The following is a 25865-nucleotide window of genomic DNA, read 5'->3' on the forward strand; positions in this document are numbered from 1 at the left end:
GTCTTTCTCGGGGAAGTAAAAAATCGGTTCGGAGCGCGGCAGACGAAGAAAAGGGGCCTCGCGGCCCCTTGTCATCTGCCCGTTCAGGCGGCGGCGTCGGCCGACTTGTCAGACGCCAGTGCACGGTCGATGACCTCGCGCACATCGCTGGACAGGTCGGGCTTGGCGGCCACGCGACGGATCGCTTCCAGCGCGGCGCTGCGGTAGGGCTGGGCCAAGGTGGTCCAGCGGTCCATGGCACGCGCCAGGCGGCTGGCGATCTGCGGGTTGATGGCGTCCAGAGCCAGCACTTGCTCAGCCCAGAACACATAACCCGCCGCATCAGCGCGGTGGAAGGCGGCCGGGTTGAACATGCACAGCGAGGAGATCAGGCTGCGCGCGCGGTTCGGGTTCTTGAGCGTGAAGTCCGGGTGCTGGGTCAGCTGCTTGACGCGGGCGAAGCTCTTGCCGTCCAGCTCCGGCGTGCGGCCTTGCAGGGCGAACCACTTGTCGATAACCAGGGCGTCGTCCTTGAACAGCTCGTGGAAGCGGGCCAGGGCCGGCTCGGCCAGCTCGGCATGGGCGTTGACCAGGGCGCTGAGGGCGCCGAGGCGCTCGGTCATATTGCCGGCGTCCTTGAAGCGCTGGTAAGCGCGGCCGGGCCAGACCGTGTCGCCGCTGCGGGCGGCGTCCAGCACCAGCATGCTCAGGGCCAGATTGGCCAAGGCGCGCTTGCCGGAGGACACCGGATCAGGCGTGTAGCCGCCCTGGATCTGGTTGGCCTCGAAGGCTTCGATCCAGTCCTCGCGCAGGGCTTGGGCCAGCTGGCTGCGGGCGGCCTCCACGGCGGCGTGGATGGCTTGCGGGTCCACCACCTCCAGCTGCTCGGCGATATAGCCTTCGCCCGGCAGGGTCAGGGCCAGGTCCTTGAAGGCGGCGTCTAACTCAGGGTGGCGCAGCACGGCGCGCATGGCTTCGATGAAGGCGCTGTCCAGCTGCAGGGCGCTGCCATTGCGCACGGCCGCCAGGATGCGGTTCAAAGCAAGGCGCTGGCTGGCTTCCCAGCGGTTGAAAGCGTCGGCATCGTGCTGCAGCAGCACCAGCAGGTCCGCATCGCTGAGGCCGTCATCCAGCACCACCGGGGCCGAGAAGCCGCGCAGCAGCGAGGGCACAGGCTGGCTGGTCACGTTGGTGAAGACAAAGCTTTGTTCCGCTTCGTCCAGCACGATCACGCGCTCCAGGCCGGCGGCCTGCGCTTCGCCCTGCAATTGCAGAGGCAAGGCCTGACCCTCGGGGCTCAGCAGGCCCAGAGCCACCGGGATCACCTGGGGCAGCTTGTGCTCCTGGCCCGGGGTGGCGGGGTTGTGCTGCTTGAGCGTCAGGGTGTAGGTCTGGGCGGCCTCGTCGTACACGCCGCGGGCTTGCAGGCGCGGCGTGCCGGCTTGGGAGTACCAGCGCTTGAAGTTGTCCAGGCGTGTGCTCAGGGCCGAGCCGGGGTTGGCGTCGGCGATGGCGGCGGCGAAGTCGTCGCAGGTCACGGCCTGGCCGTCATGGCGCTCGAAGTAGAGCTTCATGCCCTTCTCGAAGCCGGCGCGGCCGACCAGGGTCTGGTACATGCGCACCACTTCCGAGCCCTTTTCGTAGACGGTGGGGGTGTAGAAGTTGTTGATCTCGACAAAGGTGTCGGGGCGCACCGGGTGGGCCATGGCGCCCGAGTCTTCGGGGAACTGGCTGGCGCGCAGGGCGCGCACGTCCTGGATGCGGCAGACCGCGCGGGCGCTGGCGCCGCCGGCCATGTCCATGCTGAATTCTTGGTCGCGGAAAACGGTCAGGCCTTCTTTCAGCGAGAGCTGGAACCAGTCGCGGCAGGTGACGCGGTTGCCGGTCCAGTTGTGGAAGTACTCGTGCGCGACGATGGACTCGATGCGGCCGAAGTCAGCGTCCGTCGCGGTGGCCGGCGAGGCCAGCAGGGCGCTGGTGTTGAAGATGTTCAGGCCCTTGTTCTCCATCGCGCCCATATTGAAGTCGGACACGCCGACGACCATGAAGCGTTCCAGATCCAGGGGCAGGCCGAAGCGGGCCTCGTCCCAGACGATGGAGGCGATCAGCGAGTTCATCGCGTGTTCGGTCTTCTCCAGGTCGCCGCGGCGCACGAAGACTTGCAGCAGATGGTCCTTGCCTGCACGGGTGCGCACGCGCTGTTCGCGCGCCACCAGATCGCCGGCCACCAGGGCGAACAGATAGCTGGGCTTGGGGAAGGGGTCGTGCCACTTGGCGAAATGGCGGCCGTTGTCGAGATCTCCCGAGTCCAGCAGATTGCCGTTGGACAGCAGCACCGGGAACTTGGCCTTGTCGGCGCGCAACAGCACGGTGTAGACCGCCATCACATCGGGGCGGTCCAGGAAGTAGGTGATGCGGCGGAAGCCCTCGGCCTCGCACTGCGTGAAGAAGCTGCCACCCGAGGTGTAGAGGCCGCTGAGCGCGGTGTTCCTGTCGGGCGCGCAGGTGTTGCGGATCTCGAGCGCGAAATCGGCATCGGGCACGTTGTCGATGATCAGCTCATGGCCTTCCTGGCGGAAGGACACGCTCTCGCCATTGATCAGCACGCGCAGCACATTGAGCTCTTCGCCGTGCAGGCGCAGGGCGCCATGGGCGACGGCGGCATTGCGCTCCAGCTGCATCTTGGAGGTGACCAGGGTCTTGGCCGGTTCCAGATCGAAAGTCAGGTCGACGGTACGGATCCAGAACGCGGGCGCGCAGTAGTCCTCGCGGCGGATCAGGGTGGCAGAGCCTTCACGCATGGCGGGCATCCTTGGGTGGCAAGAGGTTTGAAGCCCCGCGCGGGTGGCGCGGGGTCAGAGGCAGGGCAGGGAGCGGTCAGGGAAAGAGCCGGGCGGGCGTCTGGGTCTCAGACGCCTTGCTTCAGGCTCTCGGTGATGAAGGGGTCGAGGTCGCCGTCCAGCACCTTCTGGGTGGCCGAGGTCTCAAAGTTGGTGCGCAGGTCCTTGATGCGGCTCTGGTCCAGCACATAACTGCGAATCTGGTGGCCCCAGCCCACATCGGTCTTGGTGTCTTCCAGCTTCTGCTGTTCTTCCATGCGCTTGCGCATTTCATGGTCGTACAGGCGCGAGCGCAGGCGTTTCCAGGCCACGTCGCGGTTGCTGTGCTGGCTGCGGCCGTCCTGGCACTGGACGACGATGCCGGTGGGGATGTGGGTCAGGCGCACGGCCGAGTCGGTCTTGTTGATGTGCTGGCCGCCGGCGCCGGAAGCGCGGAAGGTGTCGGTGCGCACATCGGCCGGGTTGATGTCGATCTCGATCGAGTCATCGACTTCCGGGTAGACGAACAGCGAGGCAAAGCTGGTGTGGCGGCCGCCCGAGCTGTCGAAGGGGCTCTTGCGCACCAGGCGGTGCACACCGGTTTCGGTGCGCAGCAGGCCAAAGGCATATTCGCCTTCCACCTTGATGGTGGCGCTCTTGATGCCGGCCACGTCGCCGTCGGTCTGGTCTTCCAGCGTCGCCTTGAAGCCCTTGCGCTCGGCGTACTTCAGGTACTGGCGCAGCAGCATGCTGGCCCAGTCGCAGGCCTCGGTGCCGCCGGCGCCGGCCTGGATGTCGACAAAGCAGTTCAGCGGATCGGCCGGGTTGTTGAACATGCGGCGGAATTCCATCTGCTCGACGATTTCCGTCAGCTTGGCCGCATCGGCCTCGATGGCTTCCAGGCCCGCGAAATCGTCGTCGGCCTTGGACATGTCGTAGAGCTCGGCGTTGTCGGCCAGATTGCTCTCGAGGTGGTCGACGGTGTTGACCACGTTTTCCAGCGTGCGCTTTTCTTTGCCCAGTTCCTGGGCGCGCTTGGGCTCGTTCCAGACGCTGGGGTTCTCCAGCGCGGCATTGACTTCGTTCAGTCGCAGTGCTTTGCGATCGTAGTCAAAGATACCCCCTTAGCGCGGCAGTCCGCGCTGTCAGGTCGGCCAGGGTGGTACCGATGGTGTTGATGCGTTCGATGTCCATGTTCTTGGTTCCCAAGGAGTTCTTGCGGTGGAATGCGTGGGCGGGCGCCGCGCGGCCCTGAGCGGGGTCGGGGCCGGGCGCACCTGCATCCGAACCCGCTATTTTCACATGCCGGGGGCCCCGGGTGGCAAAGCGCTTGCCCCAGGCCGGACACCAGGGGAAATGCTGCACACTGCCCAGCTATGAATCTGCATGATTTTGACCGCCCCGCGCCCCAGCCGAACTCGGCCGAAACCAGCGCACGCCAGCTGCAGTACTGGCAGCGCACGCGGCGGCTGACGGCGTGGCTGCTGCTCGTGTGGCTGGCCGTGGCCTTCGGTTTGACCTACTTCGCCCGCGAGCTCAGCTTCGACTTCTTCGGCTGGCCTTTCAGCTTCTGGGTGGCCGCCCAGGGCGCCTTGGCGGTGTTCTGCGTCATCGTGGCCTTCTATGCCCGGGCCATGCGCAAGCTCGACGAGCTGTACGGTCAGCCCGGCTGAGCGCCCCAGCCCCAGGCCGTCACTGGAGCAGGAAGTTTTCCAGGCAGCGCGCCAGCGCCTCGGGCTGGTCGTGGTGCAGCATGTGGCCGGCTGCGCGGATCATCTGCTTGTCCAGGCGCGGAACCGCACTCAGCCGCGCTTCGAAATCGGCCCGCGGATAGCGGTCCCCCCAGAACTGGCTCAAATCGCTCGCGTCACCCTCCACCCACAGGGTCGGCGCCGTGATCAGCTTCCAACCGGCCACGATCTCGTCCTTGCGGTAGAGGATGGGGTTGGCGCGCTTGTGCGCCGGGTCGGCCAGCAGCTGCCAGCTGCCATCGGCCTGTTGGCGCGACCAGTGCGGGGCCAGCCAGGCGGCCTTGTCCGGGCTCAGGCGCGGGTTGGTCTTGATCAGGCGCTGGGCCACGGCCTCGAGGCTGGCGTAGGGGCGCAGCTGCGGCGGCTCCTTCAGCTCCTTGAGCCAGGTGGCCAGGCGGCCGGGCGCTTGCTCGGGCTTGGCCTCGGGCAGACCGAAGCCCTCCAGATTGATCAGCCGGCGCACCCGCTCGGGCCGCACGCCGGCGTAGCTCATCACGACATTGCCGCCCATGCTGTGGCCGAGCAGGTCGACCGGCAGCTCCGGGCTGACCTGGTCAAGCAAGGCGTCGAGATCGGCCAGGTAATCCGGGAACCAGTAGTTGCTGCCGGGCGCGTTGTCACTGAGGCCGAAGCCGCGCCAGTCCATCGCCAGGATGGGGCGCTCGTCATTGAGCGCGCTGAGCGCGTCGACCAGGAACTGGAACGAAGCACCGACGTCCATCCAGCCGTGCAGCAGCACCAGCAGCGGTTGCTGCGGGCTGGCCGACGCCGTGGGGCCCCAGCGCAGCAGGTGGTGGCGCAGGCCGCGCAGGGTCAGGAAATCGCTGTCGTGGGGGCGGCGCAGGCGGTAATCGCTGGGGGTGGGGCTGGGCGTCATGCGTCGACTGTAGGTCAGGCCGGTCGGCGGGTCTGTCAGTCCAGCGACAAGGGGCGCAGTCTGTCATCGTTCCCGGGCAGAATGCGGCGCATGATTTCATACACCTTGCGTTCCGCCGAGCCCCGAGATGTGCCGGCCATTGTGGGCCTGGTCAAGGAACTGGCCGAGTTTGAAAACCTCAGCCATTTGCTGGAGCTGACGGCCGAAAAGCTGCAGCTGCACCTGTTCGGCGCCAAGCCCGTGGTCGAGGCCCTGGTCGGTGAAATCGACGGTGAGGTGGTCGGCTATGCCCTGTTCTTCACGAACTTCAGCACCTTTCTGGGCAAGCCGGGCCTCTATCTGGAGGACCTCTATGTCCGCTCTGCCCACCGCCGCAGCGGCCTGGGCCAGGGCATCCTGAGTCGCCTGGCGCAGATCGCCGTTGAGCGCGACTACGGTCGCTTTGAGTGGACCGTGCTGGACTGGAACGAGGACGCGATCCGTTTCTACGAACGCATGGGCGCCCATGTGCTGCCCGAGTGGCGCATCTGCCGTCTGGCTGGGCCGGACCTGCAGCGCTACAAAAAAGGTTGAGGTTGGCAGCCGGGCGCGCTCAGCGCAGCCAGGCCCGCAGCAGCTCGGGCGGCCGGGCGATCAAAGCCCGCTGACCGTCGATGACGATGGGTCTTTGCAGCAGCCGCGGGTGCGCCGCCAGAGCAGCCAGCAGCTCCGTCTCACCCAGCTCGGGCCGCTCCAGGCCCAGGGCCTGGTACTCGGGCTCGCCGCTGCGCAGCAGCTCTCGGGCACCCAGACCCAACTGGCCAAGCAGGGTCTGCAAGGCCGGCAGGTCGAGCGGGGCCTGCTGGTAGTCGATCACTTCGACGGCATGGCCGCCGCTTTGCAGCAAGGCCAAGGCTTCGCGCGACTTGGAGCAGCGCGGGTTGTGGAGAAGGCGCAATGTCGTCATGGCTTCAGTGTAGGGGTGGGCGAGACGGGCGCGATTGGCTTCACTTGCTGCTCAAGACGCGCACGCTGAGCCGGCTGTCCGGCGGCGCGATCAGGCGCGCCTCGTCGGGCCAGCTTTCCTGGCCGCTGAGCACGGTGCAGCTGCGCGGTGCTTGGCCCTTGATGGCATCGGGGTCGACATCCTTGGGGTCGGCCGTCAGCGGCAGTGCCAGCAGCTGGCCCTTCTCGCGCCACTCCAGCTCCCACGCCGGTTTGCCGCTGCAGACCCGCACGCCTTCGAACTGTGGGAACAAGGGCCGCAAATACCAGGGCAGCATCTCGCTGCGCAGCTTGTGGGCCAGGCGGGCGATGCGGCGCACCGTGCCCATGGTCAGCTGTTCCGGCCGGATCGACAGCCTGAGGCTTGCGCTCAGCGAGGCCGAACCGCGCTTCCAGTTTCGGGCCAGGTCGGCATCCTTGCCCAGTTCGGCCGGCAGCAGCGGCAGCTGGAAGCTGCCGTCCTCGGCCAGCTTGACGGGCAGCACACCGTCGTTGTGCTGCACCGCCAGCTTGGGCGTGAAACTCGCTGGCTTTGGCTCCTTGAAGGCGAGCTTGAACTCCATAAAGAACAGACCTTCGCCATGCTTTTGCATCAGGCCCAGGATCTCGTTCATCTTGGCATAGGGGATCAGCGAGCCGTCGCGTTGCAGCGTCATGGATACCGTCTCCAGTTGCACCGGGCTGTCCGGGGCTGCACTGGCGGCTGCGGCGGCGGGCGTGGGCTGAGCTTGCGCGCTGTGGCCGAGTGCCGCCGCCGCCAGCAGCAGCAAGGACAAGGGCCGCGAGTAGCGCAGATTCTGGCGAGGTGTGGTGTTGTGCATGGTGTCAGAGGGCGTGGATGTTGGCGTTCAAGGGCTACTTCTTGCAGGCAGACACCAGTTTGGGCGCGCCGCGCGCGACCGCATCAAAGGCGAACAGCTCGCTCACGCGGGCGTCCTGTACATCGATGCAGCTGCTGCCCTGGCGGAAACGGGTGTGGCCGGGCTTGATGGACTCTTCGCTCATCTCGGCATTTCCGAGGGCCGAGGCGATGCGCGCTTCCACGCTGAGCCGCGGGGTGTTGGCCCGGGGATCGCGGCGCACCATCTCGGCCAAGCCAGGCAGAGCACCCGAAGCCGCGCGGCCGGGCAGGCCCAGCTGCAGGGGCGCAGGTGAGGCCTGGGCGCTGGCTTGCGGCGAAGCAGGCGCGGCCGGCGGCGCCACCCAGGTGATGGCATTCGGGCCGGGCTCGGCTGATGCAGGCGCGGGGCTTAGAGGTGACGCGGCCACGCCGGGCTCCGCCCGTGGGCGTGCCGAGCCCGGCGGGCTGACCTGCCGCGCCCGCTCGGGTTTGGGCCGGCTGGTCATGGGCAGCAGCGAGGGACGGCTGAGCAATCGCATGCTCACCCATTGGCCTTGTGCTGGGGCCTTGGGCAGACCTTGGAGACTTGCTTGCCGGGCTTGGAAGAACAAGGCCAGCAGGACGATGTGCACGAACAGAACCACAGCCCAGCCCCCGAACCTGTTGTGGCGGGCGGCGAAGAACGCAGCGGGGGCGTTCATGAGGATGCCTCGGGTTCTTCAGACTCGGGCCCGGCTTCATAACGCAGCAAATCACCGGGCTGGCAATCCAGGATGGCGCAGATGCGGCTCAGGGTGTCGAAGCGCACGCCGCGCACCTTGCCCGACTTCAGCAGCGAGAGGTTGGCCTCGGTGATGCCCACCCGCTCGGCCAACTCGCGCGAGCGCATCTTGCGCCGCGCCAGCATCACATCCAGGGTCAGAACGATGGGCATCAGATGAACTCCGCGTTCTCCGCTGCCACCGCCTGCGCTTCCTGCATGACCTGGGCAATGCCCCAGATCACCAGGCCGATGAAGAAGCTGATGAAGTGATCGAAGGCCAGGCCCAGCACCAGCTGGCGCTGGCCGACCGGGTTGCCCAGGGTTAGGGCCAAGATGGACAGCGTATGGCCCAGTGGCTGGGCCAGCGCGTGCGCCATCAAGGCCAGCGCCAAACGGCGCAGGCGGCGAACCGGTTCCAGGGTGAAGACCTGGCCGAGCCGGTAAGCGCCGAACAGGCACCAGACCTGCCAGAGCGCGAACAGCAGCACGATGCTGGGCAGGCAACTGGCCGCCCAGCCCCAGGCGCGCGAGGCGGCGTCCAGTTGCAGGGGAATGTCGGTGTCGGTGACCCAGTAGTGACGTGTCACTTTCTCCAGCCAATCGGCCCGGCTCCAGAGTTGGGCCGGCACCAGCACCACGATGGCGGCGCCCGCCAGGCACAGCAGCTGCACCCACAGCGCCAAGCGGCGCACACGCTCCAGCGGGCCGATGCGAGCGGCCATTGTGCGGGTGGGGATGTCGTTGGGGGATTCGGGAGGGGCGCGCATGGCCCACATTCTGACTTGATAAATTTCTGTAAAACAATAATTTATCAAAATCAGCCAGCAAGTTTTTGGCATCAAAACGCGATGCCGGTCGGAGCGTGGCGTGCACCGGGGCGCAGCTCGTGCGCCCTGGATCAGGGCGCTTGGTCCTCTGGCCAGCCGGGGTTCACCAAGTCGAAAAGCTCGTGGTCGCGCCAGGCGCCGTTGATGAAAAGGTAGCGCCGGCTCAGACCGATGGGGCTGAATCCCAGGCGCTGCAGCACGGCACGGCTGCGCCGGTTCTCGGGCCGCACGGCGGCTTGCAGGCGATGCAGGTGCACGCGCGGGCCGAACAGCTCGGCGATGACGGCTTGCAGGGCTTCATGCATCAGGCCCTGGCCTTGCGCGCGGGCGTCGAGGCTGTAGCCCAGGCTGGCGTTCTGGAAGGGGCCGCGCGCCAGTTGCGAGACGCCGACCTGGCCGATCAACAGGGCCGGCGCTTCGCGGCGTGCGAACCAGTAGCGCAACGCCGTGCCGGCGGCGAATTCATCGGCGCCTTGCTGCAGCCGAGCGCGCACGAACTCGGGCTCCAGAAAGTCGGCGGGCTGCGGCGGGTCCCAGGGCGCCAGGTGTTCGCGGTTGCGGGTCTGAAAGGCAATCACGGCTTCCAGCAAGGCAGGTGAGGGCGCGCGCAGCAGCAGGCGCGGGCTGTGCAGTTCGGGGAGTGCCGCAGCCGTGGCTTTTCCGCTCATTTCAGTTGCTCGCGCAAAAAGCCCAGCAAGGCCAGCCGGGCCGGATCCACCTCGTCTTGCTGGGGCAGGCTGGCGAGGGCGCCGGCGTTCAGGGCCTGCAGCCAGCTCATCAGAAGAAGTCGGGGGCGGGTCAGCATGGCGGGAGCAGCGAAGAATGGGTGGACAGCGCGGCGCCGCGATCTTGGAGGCGCGCGCCATTATTGGCCGGCAAGCGGCGCAGCAACCTCGCTGCTCGCACGGTCAAGAGTTTGTGGACTTGCTGAATTTTCAGGAATTCTTGAAAATTCAGCAAAATCTTGAAGCAGATCAAATTCCTCCACCCTCAGAAGTCGCCGGCTTTGCGCTGGCGCAAGGACAAACCGCCATGCAAGCCATGAGTCCCCTGGTTCGTAGTTTTGTAGCCCATTTCGGGGAAATGGGCAGCCGCTGGGGCATCAATCGCACCGTCGGGCAGATTTACGCCCTGATTTTTGTCTCGCCCCAGGCCATCAATGCCGACGACATCGCCGAGAACCTAGAGTTCAGCCGCTCCAATGTCTCTATGGGCTTGAAAGAACTGCAGGCCTGGCGCTTGGTGCGTCTGCGCCACCTGCCGGGCGACCGGCGCGAGTATTTCGAGGCGCCGTCGGATGCGTGGGAGATCTTTCGCACCCTGGCCGAAGAGCGCCGCCGCCGCGAGATCGAACCCACCTTGTCCATGCTGCGCAATGCCTTGCTGGAGGCGCCGACCTGCGAAGAGGACCGCGTGGCGCAGGAGCGCATGCGCGGCATGCACGACCTGATCGAGCTGATGACGACCTGGTTCGACGATGTGCAGAAGATGGATTCGCAGACCCTGGGCCAGCTGATGAAGATGGGCTCCAAGGTGCAAAAGATGCTGGAGCTGCCGGGCCGCATCGGCCGCGCCGTCAGCGGCGTTGCGGCTAAGCCGGCTTCGGAGGCTTGATGCCATGGATGCCCTTCATGCTCTTGATCCCCTGGTGCTGGCCCGCATGCAGTTCGCCGCCAACATCACCTTCCACATTCTCTTTCCCACCATCAACATCGCCCTGGCCTGGGTGCTGCTGTTTTTCCGCTGGCGCTGGCTGAGCACCCACCAGGAGGCCTGGCTCCATGCCTACCGTTTCTGGACCAAGGTGTTTGCGCTGAGCTTTGCGCTGGGCGTGGTCAGCGGCATCACCATGAGCTTCCAGTTCGGCACCAATTGGCCCGGTTTCATGGAGCGGGCCGGCAATATCGCCGGGCCGCTGCTGGGCTACGAGGTGCTGACGGCCTTCTTCCTGGAGGCGAGTTTCCTCGGCGTGATGCTGTTCGGCCATGGCCGGGTCAGCGAGCGGGTGCATCTGGCCGCGACCTTTCTGGTGGCCTTCGGTACCAGCCTGAGCGCCTTCTGGATCCTGAGCCTGAACTCCTGGATGCAGACGCCCCAGGGCTTCGAGATCGTCAACGGCGAGTTCCATGTGCTGAGTTGGGCCGAGGTGATCTTCAACCCCAGCTTCCCGTACCGACTGGCCCACAAGCTGCTGGCATCGGGCCTGACGGTGGCATTTCTGCTGGCCGGCCTGAGCGCCTGGCAGCTGCTCAAGCGCAAGAGCCAGCCCAGCACCGCCCGCGTGCTGCGGGTGGGCCTGACGCTGGGAGCGGTGCTGATCCCGCTGCAGATCCTGGTGGGCGATATGCACGGGCTCAACACGCTAAAGCACCAGCCGGCCAAGGTGGCGGCGATGGAAGGCGTCTGGCAGACCGAGCGCGGCGCGCCCTTGCTGCTTTTCGCCTGGCCGAATGAGAAGACGCGCAGCAATGACTTTGCGATCGGCATCCCGAAGCTGGCCAGCCTGATCCTGACCCATGAAGCCGAGGGTGAGATCCGCGGCCTGGACGAGTTCAAGGGCGCGCATCCGCCGGTGGCGCCGCTGTTCTTCGGCTTTCGCATCATGGTCGGCACGGGGCTCTTGATGCTGGCTTTCAGCTGGGCGGGTCTGTGGCTGTACCGCCGCCGCGCCTGGGTGGCCGAGCAGTTGCCGCGGCCGCTGCTCTGGGGCCTGACGGCCATGAGCGTCTCGGGCTGGCTGGCCACGGTGTCCGGCTGGTATGTCACCGAAATCGGCCGCCAGCCCTTCATCGTCTACGGCCTGCTGCGCACCAGCGAGGTGGCCTCGACCACGCCGGCGCCCTATATCGCCCTGACCTTGGCGGGCTATGTGACGCTGTACCTGTTCCTGATCGTGGCCTATATCGGCGCGCTCAAGTACATGGCGGAGAAGCCACTTGAGCATGGCCCGAGCACGCCCTCGCGCCTGACCCAGAGCCGGAGTTTTGCATGATGGACGCCTTGATGAACCTTTCGAACCCCGACTTGAGCACGCCTGCCGGCTGGATGCCCTTGGTGTTCCTGGGCCTGATGGGCCTGTCCCTGCTGATCTATGTGGTGCTGGACGGCTACGACCTGGGTGTCGGCCTGCTGATGCTGGGCGCCAGCGACGCCCACAAGGACCAGATGGTGGCCTCGATCGGGCCCTTCTGGGACGCCAACGAAACCTGGCTGGTGCTGGGGGTGGGGATCTTGCTGGTGGCGTTTCCCAAGGCCCATGGCTTGATCTTGCAAGCGCTCTACCTGCCGGTGGCGCTGATGCTCTTGGGCCTGATGCTGCGCGGTGTGGCCTTTGACTTCCGCTTCAAGGCGCCGGCCGACTGGAAGCCGTTCTGGAACGGTGCTTTCATCGCCGGCTCTGCCCTGGCGGCCCTGTCGCAGGGCTGGATGCTGGCGCGCTATATCACCGGCTTTGCCGAGGGGCCGGGCTATACCGCTTTTGCCTTGTTGATTGCCCTGGCCCTGGCCGCGGCCTACGCCATGCTGGGCGCGGGCTGGTTGATCATGAAAATGGACGGTGCCGTGCAAGCCCTGGCCGTACAGCGGGCCAAGCTGGCCTGGCCGGCCGTGGTCTTGGGTCTGGCCGGCGTGTCCCTGATGACGCCCTGGGTCAGCGCCACGGTCAGCGAGCGCTGGTTCCGCATGCCCGAGCTGATCGCCTTGCTGCCCATCCCGCTGATGACGGCGCTGTCCTTGCTGGCCTTGCGCGCCTTGCTGAACTCGCACCGGGTGCGCGGCAAGCTCTGCTGGCTGCCCTTCGCCCTGATGGTCGCGGTCATGTTGCTCGGCGCCCTGGGCCTGGCCTACAGCCTCTATCCCTATGTGCTGATCGACCGTCTGACGGTCTGGCAGGCGGCGGCCGCGCCCAAGTCCCTGGCCGTCATTCTGTGGGGGGTCTTGGTCACACTGCCGGCCATCCTGATCTACACGTGGTTCGCCTACCGGGTATTCTGGGGAAAGTCGAGTGAGCTTCGGTATGCTTGAGGCAGATCAAAACTAGAAAGCAGTGGGTTGATGGGAAATTCAGGCGCTTGCAGCGCTGCCTCGTCGCCCAAAACTGCAGTTCGTCGCTTTTTGCTGGAGCCGAGTGCGTGGCTTGGTGATACTCCGCTCCATTGAATACACATCGCCCAAAGCAGGCGGGGGAGATTTGGAAATGCAGCAGAGAACCACACGGGCCCGTCCCTTTTCTCGCGCCTGGGCCGCACCGCTGGCCTTGAGTGCCGCTTTTCTGGGGCTGGCCTTTCCGCCGGCGCCGGTTCAGGCCAGTGAAGTGGTCAAGTTGGCTCGCCTGGTCGTGACCGGCAAGCGCCTGAGCTCCGCCCCTGTCGTGCGGGCCCCCGCCAAGCAACTGCCCAAGGTCGTGGTCGAAGGCCAGGCCACACCGGAAGAAGTGCGCATGGCCGACCTGCGCCGCGCCCAGTTCCGCCCGATTTGAAGTTTGCCAGCGCCTGCTGGCGCCTATCTCTTCCACCCCTATGCAAAAAGGCCGCGTTCGCGGCCTTTTGCTTTTCAAGCAGCCCGAGGGCCTCAATCCCAGCGCGGCGGCTTCGGGTGCAGCCTGGCCATGGCCAGGGTGTCGACAAAGGTGCCGTTGCGCAGGGCGTAGGCGCGCATCAGACCCTCGCGCTGGAAGCCGAAGTGCTCATAGAGCCGGATCGCGCGCGTGTTGTCGGCGTAGACCGTCAGCTCGGTGCGCAAGACCTGGCCCCAGTTGTCGGCGTAGTCGAGCAGGGCGGCCATCAGGGCGCGGCCGACGCCCTGGCCCTGGGCTTCGGCTGCGACCGAGATGCCCATGCCCATGGCATGCCGGCGGCGCAGTGAAGCTCCGGCCGGATGCAGACCGGCGCTGCCGACCACCGCGCCCTGGACTTCGGCCACCAGCGAAAGATCGGTTTTGCCCGGTGCGGCGTTGTCCTGCAGGCGGGCGCGCCAGAGTTCCTCGCTGGGGTAGGGCAGTTGCAGCAGACCGGAGAAGACCTCGGGGTGGGACATCAGCCGGGCCATGGCGGCGGCGTCTGAGACCTGGCTGCGTCGGATCGTGATCTTCTCCATCGATGGGCTCCTGGTGGTGGGGGCAGTGGGCAATAAAAAAGCCCGCTGGGGGCAGCGGGCTTGGAGGGATTCGGGGGGGCTCGTCTGGGAGTTCAGGACGAGAGCTGGGGCCGCTGCAGCCTGCTCGTCTCCGCGTGCTGGACTTGCGCCAGCAGCACAGGCATGTGCGCCAGTGCCATCGGTACTACCAGCGGCTGATGGCAGCTGCGGCTGGCGTGGCTGTGAATTTGAGTGGCGGCGGAGCTCATGCGGGCCAGTATGTCGGCCGGCCCTCGGCGGGGTCAAGTAGCAGGCGATCACGTTTGGGCGGACTGCGGCGCCGCAGCGACAATCGCAGCACCATGCCTCGAATTTCCACCTTGCCCATCGAATCCGCCCCGGCCGCGCCTCAGCCCGAGCCCGCCGCAGTCGGCAAACGCCCACCCTTGCCGGCCGAGCGCTTTGCGCTGCGCGTGGGCGAGAGCGACATCGATGGCATGGGGGTGTTTGCCGCCGAGCCTATTCCGCAGCGGCGCAAGATTGGCGAGCTGCGCGGCGAGGCGATCTCGGTGCGCGAGGCGCGTCGCCGGGCCAAGGGCCGCGAGCGCATCCATATCGTCGAGGTCTCGGAAACCCGAGCGGTGGATGCCACCTTGTCCACCGATGCGCTGCGTTACATCAACCACAGCTGCGCCGCGAACGCGGTGCTGCGCATCAGCCAAGGCCGGGTGGAGTTTTATGCCTTGCGCGATATCGCGACCGGCGAGGAGCTGAGCTGCGATTACGGCGAGAGCCACCATGAAGGGCGGCTGCGCTGCCGCTGCGGCGCGCCCAACTGCGCCGGGCGCTTGTGAGCGGCGGGGCAGCGACAGGGCGAGCGCCTGGGCGAGGCCCCGCTCAGGTCTGCCGGATGCGAATCCGGTCTCAGGCGTCCGGGCCTGCTTCGTCGTTGGCGGCTTCGTCGTCCGACTGCTGAATCCAGAACAGGCGCAGGTCCTGGGCCGAGAACAGGGCGTCGTCCAGCAGCACGTCCTGGTCGACTTCTTCGCCTTCGTCATAGGCTTCGGCGATGTAGGCCTCTCGTTGCTCGCCCGGAGCCATGGCCACAGCAGCGACCGACATCAGCATGGCGTCCAGCATCTGCGCTTCTTCGCTTTCGCTGTCGAAGATGTACCAGGCTTCTTCGAAGTCATCGACGGCTTGCATAAAGCCTTCCACCCACATCAGGCCGTTGGGCGGCAGCTGTTCCAGCTGTTCGGCCGTCAGCACGCCTTGGCTCAGCAGGTCGGCCTTGGTGGCTTCGTCGAACTCGGTGATCAGCGGTGTCAGCTGCATGGCTTCCGGGTTGGCGGCCAGGGCTTCGGGTTCGAGGCTGTCAGCGATCTCGTTCCAGCGCTCGTGCAACACGCTCATGAACTCTTCGGTCGCATCCTGCTCGTCCAGGGCATCGGCCCAGTCTTCGCCGAACAGCGCGTCCATGGCCTGGATGGGCGTGACCACCACCGGGCCGCAGATCAGCGCGGTCAGGTAGCCGTCCAGCATGTCGATGGGCACGGCAGTTTCTTCTTCGGGGGTGGCGGCCACGAGGATCTGCAGGAGAGCGGCCAGGCGCTCGGCGTTTTGGTGGTCAATGGTGTCGCTCATGCGGACTCCTGGTGGGGTGTAGCTGAAAAGAATAAGGGCCCATTCGCTTGGGCCCTTGCGTATGGAGAGGATGGTAGGGGGTTTACAGGCGTTCGGCCACCCAAGCCTGGACCGAGGCCAGCGCGGCCGGCACAGCCGCCGGCTGCGTGCCGCCGGCCATGGCCAGATCGGGCTTGCCACCGCCCTTGCCGCCGCATTGCTGGGCGACGAAGCTGACCAGCTCGCCGGCCTTCAGGCCGCGGGCAATGTAGTCGGCGGTGACGCCGGCCGACAGATGCACCTTCTCGCCTTCGACGGCGGCCAGCACGATCACGGCCGAGTGCATCTTGTCGCGCAGCTTGTCGATGGTTTCGCGCAGGGTCTTGGCATCGGCGCCGTCGAGCGTGACGGCCAAGACCTTGGCCCCTTTCACCTCGACAGCCTGGGTCAGCAGCTCATTGCTTTGAGCGGCCGCAAGGCGGCTCTTGGCCGTGGCCAGTTCTTTCTCCAGCGCTTTGACCTGATCCAGCACGGCATGCAGGCGCGGCTCCAGATCGGCCGGTGCGGTCTTCAGGGTCTGGGCGGCGCGGCTGACCGTGCCTTCCAACTGCTGCAGATAGGCCAGGGCGTTGTCACCGGTGACGGCTTCAATGCGGCGCACGCCGGCGGCCACGCCGCCTTCGGACACGATCTTGAACAGGCCGATGTCGCCGGTGGCCTTGACGTGAGTGCCGCCGCAGAGTTCCTTGGAGGAGCCGATGCTCAGCACGCGCACGGTCTCGCCGTACTTCTCGCCGAACAGCATCATGGCGCCGCTCTTCTGCGCATCATCGAGGGCCATGACTTCGGCCTTGGCGCCGGCATTGGCCAGGATTTCGGCGTTGACGATAGCCTCGACCTCGGCGATCTGCTCGGCGGTAACGGGGGCGTTGTGGGCAAAGTCAAAACGGGTGCGCTCGGCGTTGACCAGGGAGCCCTTTTGCTGCACGTGGGCGCCCAGCACTTCGCGCAAGGCCTTGTGCATCAGGTGGGTGGCGCTGTGGTTGCGCACGGTCTTGGCGCGGGCTTCGGCGTTGACCTTGGCCACAAAGCTGTCGCCGGCCTTGATGGTGCCTTCCAGCACCCGGCCGTGGTGACCGAAGACATCGGCCTGGATCTTCAGCGTGTCTTCCACGGCGAAGCGGCTGCTGTTGTTGCGCAGTTCGCCGGCATCACCGGCCTGGCCGCCGCTCTCGGCGTAGAAGGGCGTGTGGTCCAGCACGATGACGGCGTCGTCGCCGGCATTCGCCTGCTCGACCAGGGCGCCGTCCACGTAAACGGCGATGACCTTGGAGGTCTCGCAGCTCAGGTGCTCGTAGCCGTGGAAGGCGGTGGGGGCACCGCTGTACTCAAGGCCTGCGGCCATCTTGAACTTGCCGGCGGCGCGGGCTTGTTCGCGCTGGCGCGTCATCGCGGCGTCAAAGCCGGCCTGGTCGACGGTCACGCCGCGCTCGCGGCAGACGTCAGCGGTCAGGTCGACCGGGAAACCGTAGGTGTCGTGCAGCTTGAACGCGGTTTCGCCGTCGAACACGGTGCTGCCGGTCTTGCCCATCTCGGCCAGGGCAGCGTCGAGGATTTCCATGCCGTTGGCGATGGTCTGGAAGAAGCGCTCTTCTTCCTGCTTGAGCACGTCGGTCACGCGAGCTTGTGCCTGGCGCAGCTCGGGATAGGCCTCGCCCATCTGGTTCACCAGCTCGGCCACGATCTTGTGGAAGAAGGGGGTGCGGGCGCCCAGCTTGTAGCCGTGGCGGATGGCGCGGCGGGCGATGCGGCGCAGCACATAACCGCGACCTTCATTGCCCGGGATCACACCGTCAACGATGGTGAAGCTGCAAGCGCGGATGTGGTCGGCGATGACCTTGAGCGAGGCGCTGTCCTTGTCGCAATCTTGAGCGCCGGAACTGTCGACCGCCGCCTTGGCCGAGGCCAGCAGGGCCACGAAGGTGTCGATCTCGTAGTTCGAGTGCACATGCTGCAGCACGGCCGCCAGGCGCTCCAGGCCCATGCCGGTGTCGACGCTGGGCTTCGGCAGCTTGTGCATCACGCCGTCTTCAGTCCGGTTGAACTGCATGAAGACGTTGTTCCAGATCTCGATGTAGCGGTCGCCGTCTTCGTTCGGGCTGCCCGGAGGGCCGCCGGCGACATCGGGGCCGTGGTCGTAGAAGATCTCGGTGCAGGGGCCGCAAGGGCCGGTGTCGCCCATCATCCAGAAGTTGTCGGACATGTAGCGGCCGCCCTTGTTGTCGCCGATGCGCACGATGCGCTCCGCGGGCACGCCCACCACCTTGTTCCAGATCTCGTAAGCCTCGTCGTCTTCGGCGTAGACGGTGACCCAGAGCTTCTCGGCCGGCAGCATGAACTTGGTGGTCAGCAGCTCCCAGGCGTAGGAAATCGCGTCATGCTTGAAGTAATCCCCGAAGCTGAAGTTGCCCAGCATCTCGAAGAAGGTGTGGTGGCGCGCGGTGTAGCCGACGTTGTCCAGGTCGTTGTGCTTGCCGCCGGCGCGGATGCACTTCTGGCTGGTGGTGGCGCGGCTGTAGGCGCGCTTGTCAAAGCCCAGGAAAACGTCCTTGAACTGGTTCATGCCCGCGTTGGTGAACAGCAGCGTCGGGTCGTCGCCGGGCACCACGGGGCTGGATGCCACGATCTGGTGACCTTTGGATTCAAAAAACTTCAGAAAAGTCTGGCGAATTTCAGCTGCTTTCATTCCGTGGCTTTCTGCGGGCAGCCCTGTCTTGCGAACAGGGTAAATGCTTGATTTTTGGGGGCTTTTGATTATAGGTTGCGGGCCGCACCGGAATTCAGGGCAGCTCGGGTGAAGCGGGTAGAGTGTGGCCCCAAGAACCCATCAAACCCCCAAGACACGTGGAGCTTTTGCAATGGACCATGCCCTGACTTCCCCGCTCGCGGCCCTCGAAGACGCCAGCCTCCTGCGCACGCAAGCGCTCATCAATGGCGAATGGGTGGCCGGCACGGACCGCTTTGCCGTCTGCGATCCTGCCACCGGCCAGCAACTGGCCGAAGTCGCCAACCTGGGTACGGTCGAAGCCGAGGCGGCCATTGCCGCTGCACACAACGCTTTCGGCCCGTGGCGCAGCAAAACCGCCAAGGAGCGCGCGGCCATCCTGATGCGCTGGTCGCAGTTGCTGAACAAGCATGCCGATGATCTGGCTCGCATCATGACGGCCGAGCAGGGCAAGCCCCTGGCCGAGGCGCGTGGAGAGGTGACTTATGGCGCCAGCTTCATCGACTGGTTTGCTGAAGAAGGCAAGCGGGTCTACGGCGAGACCATTCCCACCACCGACAACAACAAGCGCTATCTGGTCATCAAGCAGGCCATGGGCGTCTGCGCGGCCATCACGCCCTGGAACTTCCCGATCGCCATGATCACGCGCAAGGTGGCGCCGGCCCTGGCGGCCGGTTGCACCGTGGTCATCAAACCCGCCGAGGCGACGCCGCTGTCGGCCCTGGCCGTGGCTGAGCTGGCGCAGCGGGCCGGCATGCCGGCCGGTGTGCTCAATGTGCTGACGGCGGACGCCAGCAACTCCATCGCCATCGGCCACGTGCTGTGTGACAGCGATGTGGTGCGCCATTTGTCCTTCACCGGCTCGACCGAGGTGGGCCGCATCCTGATGCGGCAATGTGCGCAGACGGTCAAGAAACTGTCCCTGGAGTTGGGCGGTAACGCACCCTTCATCGTCTTCGACGATGCCGATCTCGACAGTGCGGTGGAAGGCGCCATCGCCAGCAAATACCGCAATGCCGGCCAGACCTGCGTCTGTGCCAACCGCCTCTATGTCCAGGCCGGGGTCTACGAGGCCTTCTTGGAGAAGCTGGCCGCCAAGGTCAGCGCGCTGAAGCTGGGCAACGGTTTCGAGTCGGGTGTGCAGATCGGACCGCTGATCGACGAGCAGGCGCTGGAGAAGGTGGAGCGGCATGTCAACGACGCGCTGGCTCTTGGTGCGCGCCTGCTGGCGGGCGGCAAGCGCGTCGAGGGCCCGAATGGCTATTTCTTCGAGCCAACCTTGTTGGCCGATGCCAGCGCACAGATGCTGTGCTCGCGGGAAGAAACCTTTGGCCCGGTGGCGCCGGTGTTCAAGTTCCAGACCGAGGCGGAGGCGATTGCCTTGGCCAACAACACCGAGTTCGGCTTGGCCAGCTATTTCTACAGCCGCGATGTCGGCCGTATCTTCCGCGTGGGCGAGGCCCTGGAGTACGGCATGGTCGGCATCAACACCGGCCTGATCGCGACCGCTGAAGTGCCCTTCGGCGGCGTCAAACAATCTGGCCTCGGCCGCGAGGGCGCGCACCAGGGCATGGACGACTATGTGGAGGTCAAGTACCTCTGCTTGGGCGACATCCAGAAGTAGTCAGCGCAAAAGCGCGGGACGAAAAAAAGGCAGCGTGAGCTGCCTTTTTTGTGGGCCCTCCGCAGCCGAAGGGCCGAGGAGGGTGCTCGCGCTGGCTTAGAACTCGTACTTCAGGGTCACTTGAGCGGCCCAGGCGGATTCGCCGCGGGTCTGCTTGGTCGTGTAGCCCGTCGGGTCGGTGACCGAGTAGATCATCTTGCCGGTGGCCGGGTCGATACCCGCGAAGTTCACGAACTTGCGCACATTGCCGCCGGTGTCGAAACCGATCTCGTCGATGCGGCCCCAGCGCTTGTTCAGCAGGTTGGTGAAGTTCAGGATGTCCAGAGTGACCACGCCCTTGTTCTTGCCAAACAGGCCCGGCAGTTCCTGGCTCAGGCGCACGTCCATGCTGTTGGTGAACTTGGAGAAGGACTTGTTGCGAGCCGTCACGCCACCCTTGGCGTCGCGCAGGCCGGACTCGCTTTCGACGATGGTCCAGAACTTGGCTTCAGCCGCAGAAGCAGTGCTCTTCTGGTAGGCGTCCAAAGCGGCCTGGGTCGTGATGTTGCCGGTCGTCGGCAGACGGAACAGCACTTCGCCCGAGCCCGGAGCCTTGGGGATGTACAGCAGGTCGTTGCCGGCCACGTTGTCGCCGTTCATGTCGTTGTTGAAGGTCCAGCTGTAGGGGCGGCCTTCACGACCTTCGTAGACCAGACCGATGGTGGTCTTGTAGCTGCCGATGAAGGCCTTGGACCAGCTGGCTTGCGCATTGAAGCGGTTGCGCACCAGGGTGGCCGAGTTGGCTGCCACTTCTTCGTTCGGGTTGAACACAGCCCGGTTGATGAAGTTGGAGTTGGCTGTCGAAGAGGTCAGCGGGCTGACTTCCGTTGCGCTGGTCCGGGTGTAGGCCACGCCCCAGCCGAAGCCTCGGGTGTTGGGCAGCGACAGGCTCAGGGTCAGGGCGTTGCCGCCACCCTTATTGGTCTTTTCCACCACAGTCACGTTGGTGAACGAGCTGTTGTTCAGGGCGCGGGTCAGGCGACCGCAGGCGGTGGCGCTGGAGTCATTGCCGTTGGCGTAGCACAGCGGCGAGCGACCTGCCGCGTTGTAGTACATCTCGCGGCCATCCAGCGGCGAGGTCGACATGACGGGGCCGAAGTTCAGGAACTTGTAGTACAGGCCGTTGTCGACGCGGGTGTTGAGCAACTCAGCACCAGCGACCAGACCGTGCCAAGGCAGCTCGGTGTCGAAGGCCAGGTTGGTCTTCCAGACCGAAGGCTGGCTCACGCCAGGAGCGACGAAGTCAACCAAGGCTGCGGGCGGGGTGCCTGCCACGCCTGGCTGAGAACCGGTGTTCGGTGTGAACTGAATGGCCGAGCAAGGGGTCGAGCCGCTGCCGCAGTTGAAGTTGGCCGTGGCCGCGCCGTTGTTCTGGAAGGGGTTGGTCAGCCAGACCGAAGCTGCCGAGCCCATGAACAGGCCGATACCGCCGCGGACTTGCGACTTGCGTTTGTCCACCGGGTCCAGGGCGTAGTTGAAGCCCAGTCGCGGCTGGATCAGCTTTTCGCCGTCCAGGGTGTTGGTGTTGTCGTAACCGAAACCGCCGGTCTGGCGGGTGTTGGTGGCCACATTGCCGGCCACCACGGGACCGGATGCCTTGGCATTGGCCTTGGGGCGGTCGCTCGTGCTCATGCTGTCGATGCGCACACCACCGGTCAGGGTCAGCTGCTTGCTGACATTCCAGGTGTCTTGCAGGAACAAGCCGACGTTGGTCAGCTTCCAGTCGGCGGCGCCGTCTTGCAGCACGCTGCCGGCCAGCGGCAGCTGGACGGTGTAGCCCGTCACATTGCTGGCCTTCCAGAGCGCGATCGGATCGGTGCCGGAGAAGGTGTAGGTGCCCTTGGTGTTCTGCAGGAAGGCGTTGAAGATCTCGTTGCGCTGCAGGTCAGCACCGGCCTTGATTTCATGCTTGTCCAGAACCAGGGTGCCGGCGAAGAAGGCATCAAAGGTCTTGGTTTGCAGGCTGTTGAAGTGGCGGCTGGCTTCCGTGCCGAAACGCAGGGTGCGGTTGCCGGACTGCGTGCCGGCCGGGGCCGGGGTGGTCCAGGTCAGGCTGACTTGCGGCAGATCGCTGGCATTGACCGGATCGCTCTTGTAGTCACGCTGCGACAGCTTCAGCTCGGTGGAGAAGTTGTCGGTCCAGTCGGCGAACCATTGGCCCACCACGGTTTCCAGGGTTTTGTCCTGCTTGTACCAGTGCGAAGACAGCGACAGGGTGCCGGCGTTCAGGTTCGGGAAAATCGGGTTGCTTTCCTCGGACTTGGTGTAGCGCAGGTTGGCCTTGTGGTTCTCGCTGATGTTCCAGTCCAGCTTCAACAAGGTGTCCTTGGCCACCAGCTTGATGCCGCTGGGCACGGTCAGGCTGCCGATGTCGATCTTGTAGAGGTCTTGGGCTAGCGCTTGGGCGGCGGCGATCTGCTCGTTGGTGATGCCGACATTGGCCTGACTGCTGCCCACGGGGCCGAAGCTGGGTGCGGTCCGGCTGCTCTGCAGTTCTTCGTAGCTGGCGAAGAAGAACAGCTTGTCCTTGATGATGGGGCCACCGAGGGTGAAGCCCTTCAGGTTTTCATCGAAGGGGGCAGGGCGGTTGTAGGTCTTGTTGGTCAGGTTGTAGCGGTCACCCGAGGTCTTGTCATTGCGGAAGACGTAGTAGACGCTGCCCTTGAATTCGTTGGTACCCGACTTGGTCACGGCGTTGATGTTGGCGCCGGTGTAACCCTGCTGGGTCACGTCGTAGTTCGAGATGTTGACCTGCACCGCCTGGATGGCGTCGACCGAGATCGGCTGCTTCAGCGTCGGCAGGCCGTTGGATTCCAGGCCGAAGGTGTCATTGACGCGCACGCCGTCGACGGTGATCGAGTTGAAGCGGGCGTTCTGGCCGGCGGCGGAGATTTCACCGCTGCCTTTGTCGGTTTGCGACAGGCGCGGGTCATTGCGGGCGTAGTCAGACAAGCTGCGGCTGATCGACGCGAATGCATCCAACTCCTTGCGGCCCATGCTGGTGCCCGAACCCATGGTGGAGTTCGTGAACTTGTTGTTGGCCGCGCTGCTGCCGCTGACCACCACCGTGCTCAGGACATTGCCGCCGAGCGTGAAGTCCAGTGACAGGCTTTCGGCCAGGGCCAGGTACACGCCTTCGCGCACATCCTTGTCAGCGCCCTTGACGATGTTGATCGTGTAGGGGCCGCCGACGCGCAGGCCGCGAGCCGAGTAACGGCCTTCGCTGTCGGTCACGAGGTTGTTGACCGAGCCCGACTCTTCGTGACGGATGCTCACGGTCGCACCGGCGACGGCCTTGCCGTCAGCGCTGAGCACACGGCCGGCGATGGCCGAGGTGGTGTTCTGGGCCATGGCGGGCGCTGCCGCCACGATGGCGACCGCGACGCTCAGCGCCGTCCGGGAAAAATCTGTCCAATGCCTGCTGCTCATCGTGATCACTCCAATAAAAGCGCTGAAATACGCGTAAAAAATCTGTCACAAAAATGTACATCGAAGGCGGCCGCAAACGTTTACTTGCGCCTGTTTTCCGCATTGAAGCCACATGCCTGCGGCTTCGCGGAAATTCCTTCTTGTCAAAATCCGGGCCTTGTGCCTGTCACATTTCAAAACTTTCCGGCTTCAGCGTTTCCATTCGAAAACGTTTGCGCGTTGAGTCAAAAAAAAGCGGCAGAGCGGGCAGAATGTTCAATTGTCGACCTAGGGTCTGATCATGCACGGTCAGAAACTAGATCGCAGGGCCCAATTTTCCAGTGAATGCCCACTTGGGCGATATCCGGGTGCACCCGGAAATCGGGGGTGGCGAGCACTGGCTTGCTGGGCACATCTGGCTCCGGACCGGACTGTGCCTCGTCCATATTGAAGTTCCGTGACAGTGGCAGCGCTTCGCGTCTTGCGTTGTGAATTTGCTACGTTCACTGCCGTTCCGTGACAGCGCGGCCCATGTGCGCTGTCATCCCATGTTCATAGCATGGCCGCATCCGGCTTCCCCGGCGCGCCCATTCGATGTTTGCCTTCTGCCGTTTTGGAGTCTGCCTTGCCCATGTCCGCCATCGCCATCGCCAAGCCCCTGCCACGCGTCTTTCAGCATGCCTCGCCCCCTGTCCGGCTGCGTCTGCTGGGCAGCATCGGTCTCGTCGCCGCCTTGCTGAGTGCCTGTGCCGGCCCTGATCGTCGGCCGGAGGTTTCTGCGCCGCCGACCGCTGCAGCGTCGCGCCAACTCAGCATCTTCTCGATCAACGACTTCCATGGGCACATCCAACCCAAGTCGCCGACCCCCTTGATGCCGCGCCTGCCCGACCCGCAGACCGGCGAGATCAAGCCGCAGCCGGCCGGTGGCGTCGCCTACTTGGCCGATGCCATGCAAAAGCTGCGCGCGCCGCGCCAGCATTCGGTGTTTGTCGCCGCAGGGGATCTGATTGGTGCGTCGCCCCAACTCTCGTCCCTGCTCAAGGACGAGCCCAGCCTGAGCGCCTTGGGTGAGCTGGGTCTGGTGGCCAGCGCGCTCGGCAACCATGAGCTCGATGCCGGTCTGCCCGAGTTGATGCGCAAGGCGCGCGGCGAATGCCCGAGCAACGGTTGCGCATGGCCGGAGTTCAAGGGCCCCGGATTCCCCTATCTGGCGGCCAACCTTCTGGATGCGGCCACCGGCAAGGCGATGCTGCCCAGCCATGTGATCAAGGATGTGGGCGGCTACAAGGTGGCCTTTGTGGGCGCCGTCACGCGCGACACGCCCTTGGTCGTCGTGCCGCGGGCCATCACCGGGCTGCGCTTTGCCGACGAGGCCGACACGCTGAATGCCTTGGTGCCTCAGTTGCGAGCCGAAGGCGCGCAAGTGCTGGTGGCGGTCATGCATGAAGGCGCTACGCAGGCGGGTGGTGCCAATGACCCCAGCTATGTCTGCCCCGGCATCCAGGGGCGTGGTGTCGACATTGCCCAGCGCCTGGACCCGGCCTATGCCTTGATCATCAGCGGCCACACGCACCAGGCCTACACCTGCAAGATCAATGGCCGCCTGCTGGTGCAGGCGGGCAGCTACGGCGGCTGGGTGACCGAAAGTCGCCTGACCCTGGATGCCAAGGGCAAGGTGCTGGATGCGCAGGCCGTCAATCACCCGGTGCTGCAGTCGGCTTACCAGCCGAACCCGGCATTTGTGGCCCTGGTGCAGCGCGCTGCCGCCTTGACGGCCGCGGTGCGCACCAAGCCGGTGGCGACGCTCAGCCAAGGGGCCCAGCGCAGCGCCCGCGCACCGTTTGGCGACGGGCCGCTGGGCAATCTGGTGGCCGATTCCCAGCTGGCTTATGCCAAGAAGCGCGGCAGCGCCGATATCGCCTTGATGAACCCGGGCGGCATCCGTGCCGATTTGACGGTCGAAGCCGGCCGGCCGGTGACCATGAGCGATCTGTTCGCCATCCAGCCCTTTGCCAATGAGCTGGTGGTCATGAGCATCAGCGGTGCACAGTTGCAGGAGCTGCTGCTGCGCCAGTTGCCGAAAGGTGATGCCCCGGCGCGCTTGTTGCAGGTCTCAAGCAGCCTGCGCTATCAATGGACCCAAGGCAGCGACGGCCAGCCGCGCCTGCTGGACGTCAAGGTCGATGGCAAGGCACTGGACCCGCAGCGCAACTACCGCGTGGTCGTCAACAACTTCATGGCCGACGGCGGCGATGGCCTGAGCGTGCTGCGTCAGGGCAAGGACCGCGTGCCCCTGGGTGTGGACATCGACGCCATGGTCGAGTGGTTGTCGGAGAACGGCGCTGCCGCAATGGCGCAGATCGAGTCGGGCCGCATCCGCCGCGAGTGACGAGCTCGGGTGCCAGGCTCATCAGACCGAGGTCGGGGCCTGTCCGTACCTGAAGCGGCTGATGCTTGCCGTTCGGCCTGCGG

Annotated in this window: 23 protein-coding genes; 9 read left to right on the forward strand and 14 right to left on the reverse strand. The window is 65.4% G+C overall.

What is annotated here, in order from left to right; translation table 11 throughout:
* Positions 1-83 precede the first annotated feature (83 nt).
* Together pepN and prfB are read right to left on the reverse strand one after the other, a co-directional pair.
* The gene (gene pepN / locus ACQY39_RS10650) at positions 84-2780 is read right to left on the reverse strand and encodes an aminopeptidase N (protein WP_428506023.1); all 2697 of its coding nucleotides are present in this window, start codon (positions 2778-2780) and stop codon (positions 84-86) included.
* A 107-nt stretch (positions 2781-2887) separates the two neighbouring features.
* Positions 2888-3992, reverse strand: a protein-coding gene (gene prfB, locus ACQY39_RS10655) for a peptide chain release factor 2 (RefSeq protein ID WP_428510780.1) whose coding sequence is annotated in 2 segments (ribosomal slippage) — positions 2888-3910 and positions 3912-3992 — 1104 coding nt in all. Because the reading frame shifts where the segments join, the coding sequence is not laid out codon by codon here.
* A 182-nt stretch (positions 3993-4174) separates the two neighbouring features.
* On the opposite strand from prfB, the gene ACQY39_RS10660 reads away from it, so the two are divergent.
* The gene (locus tag ACQY39_RS10660; RefSeq protein ID WP_428506025.1) at positions 4175-4471 is read left to right on the forward strand and encodes a DUF4212 domain-containing protein; all 297 of its coding nucleotides are present in this window, start codon (positions 4175-4177) and stop codon (positions 4469-4471) included.
* 19 nt (positions 4472-4490) lie between these two features.
* Here the strand turns inward: ACQY39_RS10660 and ACQY39_RS10665 are convergent, their stop codons facing one another.
* A complete protein-coding gene (locus ACQY39_RS10665; RefSeq protein ID WP_428506027.1) occupies positions 4491-5426 on the reverse strand; it encodes an alpha/beta fold hydrolase in 936 nt (311 codons plus the stop codon).
* An 81-nt stretch (positions 5427-5507) separates the two neighbouring features.
* On the opposite strand from ACQY39_RS10665, the gene ACQY39_RS10670 reads away from it, so the two are divergent.
* Positions 5508-5999, forward strand: a complete 492-nt coding sequence (locus ACQY39_RS10670; RefSeq protein ID WP_428506029.1) for an N-acetyltransferase family protein — start codon at positions 5508-5510, stop codon at positions 5997-5999.
* A gap of 19 nt (positions 6000-6018) precedes the next feature.
* On the opposite strand, the gene arsC is transcribed toward ACQY39_RS10670, so the two are convergent.
* The 7 genes from arsC to ACQY39_RS10705 form a co-directional block, all read right to left on the reverse strand.
* Positions 6019-6372: an arsenate reductase (glutaredoxin) gene (gene arsC / locus ACQY39_RS10675; protein WP_428506031.1), complete on the reverse strand. Its 354-nt coding sequence runs from the start codon at positions 6370-6372 to the stop codon at positions 6019-6021.
* Between the two features lie 40 nt (positions 6373-6412).
* Complete coding sequence (locus ACQY39_RS10680; RefSeq protein WP_428506033.1) at positions 6413-7231, reverse strand: hypothetical protein; 819 nt, start codon at positions 7229-7231, stop codon at positions 6413-6415.
* Positions 7232-7265: 34 nt separating this feature from the next.
* The gene (locus ACQY39_RS10685) at positions 7266-7952 is read right to left on the reverse strand and encodes a hypothetical protein (RefSeq protein ID WP_428506035.1); all 687 of its coding nucleotides are present in this window, start codon (positions 7950-7952) and stop codon (positions 7266-7268) included.
* The gene (locus ACQY39_RS10690; RefSeq protein WP_428506037.1) at positions 7949-8185 is read right to left on the reverse strand and encodes a helix-turn-helix domain-containing protein; all 237 of its coding nucleotides are present in this window, start codon (positions 8183-8185) and stop codon (positions 7949-7951) included. Before ACQY39_RS10690 ends, ACQY39_RS10685 begins: the two co-directional genes overlap by 4 nt.
* On the reverse strand, positions 8185-8781 hold the full coding sequence (locus tag ACQY39_RS10695; protein WP_428506039.1) for a DUF2975 domain-containing protein: 597 nt from the start codon (positions 8779-8781) through the stop codon (positions 8185-8187). Before ACQY39_RS10695 ends, ACQY39_RS10690 begins: the two co-directional genes overlap by 1 nt.
* Before the next feature lie 131 nt (positions 8782-8912).
* Complete coding sequence (locus ACQY39_RS10700) at positions 8913-9509, reverse strand: GNAT family N-acetyltransferase (RefSeq protein WP_428506041.1); 597 nt, start codon at positions 9507-9509, stop codon at positions 8913-8915.
* Positions 9506-9646 (reverse strand): hypothetical protein, encoded by a 141-nt coding sequence (locus ACQY39_RS10705; protein ID WP_428506043.1) that lies wholly within the window; start codon positions 9644-9646, stop codon positions 9506-9508. Before ACQY39_RS10705 ends, ACQY39_RS10700 begins: the two co-directional genes overlap by 4 nt.
* Positions 9647-9873: 227 nt before the next feature.
* On the opposite strand from ACQY39_RS10705, the gene ACQY39_RS10710 reads away from it, so the two are divergent.
* From ACQY39_RS10710 to ACQY39_RS10725, 4 genes are all read left to right on the forward strand, one after another.
* Positions 9874-10455, forward strand: a complete 582-nt coding sequence (locus ACQY39_RS10710) for a GbsR/MarR family transcriptional regulator (RefSeq protein ID WP_428506045.1) — start codon at positions 9874-9876, stop codon at positions 10453-10455.
* Positions 10456-10459: 4 nt separating this feature from the next.
* Entirely contained in the window at positions 10460-11833 is a 1374-nt protein-coding gene (locus ACQY39_RS10715; RefSeq protein WP_428506047.1) for a cytochrome ubiquinol oxidase subunit I, read from the forward strand.
* Entirely contained in the window at positions 11830-12864 is a 1035-nt protein-coding gene (locus ACQY39_RS10720) for a cytochrome d ubiquinol oxidase subunit II (RefSeq protein WP_428506049.1), read from the forward strand. Before ACQY39_RS10715 ends, ACQY39_RS10720 begins: the two co-directional genes overlap by 4 nt.
* Positions 12865-13036: 172 nt before the next feature.
* A complete protein-coding gene (locus ACQY39_RS10725; RefSeq protein WP_428506051.1) occupies positions 13037-13318 on the forward strand; it encodes a hypothetical protein in 282 nt (93 codons plus the stop codon).
* Positions 13319-13410: 92 nt separating this feature from the next.
* Here ACQY39_RS10725 and ACQY39_RS10730 read toward each other — a convergent pair whose 3' ends face one another.
* Positions 13411-13935 carry a GNAT family N-acetyltransferase gene (locus ACQY39_RS10730; RefSeq protein ID WP_428506053.1) on the reverse strand — a complete coding sequence of 175 codons (525 nt, stop codon included), beginning with the start codon at positions 13933-13935 and terminating at the stop codon, positions 13411-13413.
* Positions 13936-14276: 341 nt separating this feature from the next.
* On the opposite strand from ACQY39_RS10730, the gene ACQY39_RS10735 reads away from it, so the two are divergent.
* Entirely contained in the window at positions 14277-14768 is a 492-nt protein-coding gene (locus ACQY39_RS10735) for an SET domain-containing protein (RefSeq protein ID WP_428506055.1), read from the forward strand.
* Positions 14769-14838: 70 nt separating this feature from the next.
* Here the strand turns inward: ACQY39_RS10735 and ACQY39_RS10740 are convergent, their stop codons facing one another.
* Together ACQY39_RS10740 and alaS are read right to left on the reverse strand one after the other, a co-directional pair.
* Complete coding sequence (locus ACQY39_RS10740; protein ID WP_428506057.1) at positions 14839-15558, reverse strand: UPF0149 family protein; 720 nt, start codon at positions 15556-15558, stop codon at positions 14839-14841.
* 82 nt (positions 15559-15640) lie between these two features.
* Positions 15641-18283 (reverse strand): alanine--tRNA ligase, encoded by a 2643-nt coding sequence (alaS, locus tag ACQY39_RS10745; RefSeq protein ID WP_428506059.1) that lies wholly within the window; start codon positions 18281-18283, stop codon positions 15641-15643.
* A 172-nt stretch (positions 18284-18455) separates the two neighbouring features.
* Here alaS and ACQY39_RS10750 point away from each other — a divergent pair, with 172 nt between their 5' ends.
* Positions 18456-19946, forward strand: a complete 1491-nt coding sequence (locus tag ACQY39_RS10750) for an NAD-dependent succinate-semialdehyde dehydrogenase (protein WP_428506061.1) — start codon at positions 18456-18458, stop codon at positions 19944-19946.
* Positions 19947-20042: 96 nt separating this feature from the next.
* Here ACQY39_RS10750 and ACQY39_RS10755 read toward each other — a convergent pair whose 3' ends face one another.
* A complete protein-coding gene (locus tag ACQY39_RS10755; RefSeq protein WP_428506063.1) occupies positions 20043-23414 on the reverse strand; it encodes a TonB-dependent receptor in 3372 nt (1123 codons plus the stop codon).
* A 610-nt stretch (positions 23415-24024) separates the two neighbouring features.
* Here ACQY39_RS10755 and ACQY39_RS10760 point away from each other — a divergent pair.
* Positions 24025-25782 carry a bifunctional metallophosphatase/5'-nucleotidase gene (locus ACQY39_RS10760; protein WP_428506065.1) on the forward strand — a complete coding sequence of 586 codons (1758 nt, stop codon included), beginning with the start codon at positions 24025-24027 and terminating at the stop codon, positions 25780-25782.
* Positions 25783-25865 lie beyond the last annotated feature (83 nt).

It is taken from the genome of Roseateles sp., from assembly GCF_965262435.1.
Classification (GTDB): domain Bacteria; phylum Pseudomonadota; class Gammaproteobacteria; order Burkholderiales; family Burkholderiaceae_C; genus Paucibacter_A.

What these genes read in the sequence shown, in the direction of transcription:
- pepN (WP_428506023.1), bottom strand. Translation starts at nt 2,780, where the DNA reads ATGCGTGAAGGCTCTGCCACCCTGATCCGCCGCGAGGACTACTGCGCG.
- ACQY39_RS10660 (WP_428506025.1), top strand. Translation starts at nt 4,175, where the DNA reads ATGAATCTGCATGATTTTGACCGCCCCGCGCCCCAGCCGAACTCGGCC.
- ACQY39_RS10665 (WP_428506027.1), bottom strand. Translation starts at nt 5,426, where the DNA reads ATGACGCCCAGCCCCACCCCCAGCGATTACCGCCTGCGCCGCCCCCAC.
- ACQY39_RS10670 (WP_428506029.1), top strand. Translation starts at nt 5,508, where the DNA reads ATGCGGCGCATGATTTCATACACCTTGCGTTCCGCCGAGCCCCGAGAT.
- arsC (WP_428506031.1), bottom strand. Translation starts at nt 6,372, where the DNA reads ATGACGACATTGCGCCTTCTCCACAACCCGCGCTGCTCCAAGTCGCGC.
- ACQY39_RS10680 (WP_428506033.1), bottom strand. Translation starts at nt 7,231, where the DNA reads ATGCACAACACCACACCTCGCCAGAATCTGCGCTACTCGCGGCCCTTG.
- ACQY39_RS10685 (WP_428506035.1), bottom strand. Translation starts at nt 7,952, where the DNA reads ATGAACGCCCCCGCTGCGTTCTTCGCCGCCCGCCACAACAGGTTCGGG.
- ACQY39_RS10690 (WP_428506037.1), bottom strand. Translation starts at nt 8,185, where the DNA reads ATGCCCATCGTTCTGACCCTGGATGTGATGCTGGCGCGGCGCAAGATG.
- ACQY39_RS10695 (WP_428506039.1), bottom strand. Translation starts at nt 8,781, where the DNA reads ATGCGCGCCCCTCCCGAATCCCCCAACGACATCCCCACCCGCACAATG.
- ACQY39_RS10700 (WP_428506041.1), bottom strand. Translation starts at nt 9,509, where the DNA reads ATGAGCGGAAAAGCCACGGCTGCGGCACTCCCCGAACTGCACAGCCCG.
- ACQY39_RS10705 (WP_428506043.1), bottom strand. Translation starts at nt 9,646, where the DNA reads ATGCTGACCCGCCCCCGACTTCTTCTGATGAGCTGGCTGCAGGCCCTG.
- ACQY39_RS10710 (WP_428506045.1), top strand. Translation starts at nt 9,874, where the DNA reads ATGCAAGCCATGAGTCCCCTGGTTCGTAGTTTTGTAGCCCATTTCGGG.
- ACQY39_RS10715 (WP_428506047.1), top strand. Translation starts at nt 10,460, where the DNA reads ATGGATGCCCTTCATGCTCTTGATCCCCTGGTGCTGGCCCGCATGCAG.
- ACQY39_RS10720 (WP_428506049.1), top strand. Translation starts at nt 11,830, where the DNA reads ATGATGGACGCCTTGATGAACCTTTCGAACCCCGACTTGAGCACGCCT.
- ACQY39_RS10725 (WP_428506051.1), top strand. Translation starts at nt 13,037, where the DNA reads ATGCAGCAGAGAACCACACGGGCCCGTCCCTTTTCTCGCGCCTGGGCC.
- ACQY39_RS10730 (WP_428506053.1), bottom strand. Translation starts at nt 13,935, where the DNA reads ATGGAGAAGATCACGATCCGACGCAGCCAGGTCTCAGACGCCGCCGCC.
- ACQY39_RS10735 (WP_428506055.1), top strand. Translation starts at nt 14,277, where the DNA reads ATGCCTCGAATTTCCACCTTGCCCATCGAATCCGCCCCGGCCGCGCCT.
- ACQY39_RS10740 (WP_428506057.1), bottom strand. Translation starts at nt 15,558, where the DNA reads ATGAGCGACACCATTGACCACCAAAACGCCGAGCGCCTGGCCGCTCTC.
- alaS (WP_428506059.1), bottom strand. Translation starts at nt 18,283, where the DNA reads ATGAAAGCAGCTGAAATTCGCCAGACTTTTCTGAAGTTTTTTGAATCC.
- ACQY39_RS10750 (WP_428506061.1), top strand. Translation starts at nt 18,456, where the DNA reads ATGGACCATGCCCTGACTTCCCCGCTCGCGGCCCTCGAAGACGCCAGC.
- ACQY39_RS10755 (WP_428506063.1), bottom strand. Translation starts at nt 23,414, where the DNA reads ATGAGCAGCAGGCATTGGACAGATTTTTCCCGGACGGCGCTGAGCGTC.
- ACQY39_RS10760 (WP_428506065.1), top strand. Translation starts at nt 24,025, where the DNA reads ATGTCCGCCATCGCCATCGCCAAGCCCCTGCCACGCGTCTTTCAGCAT.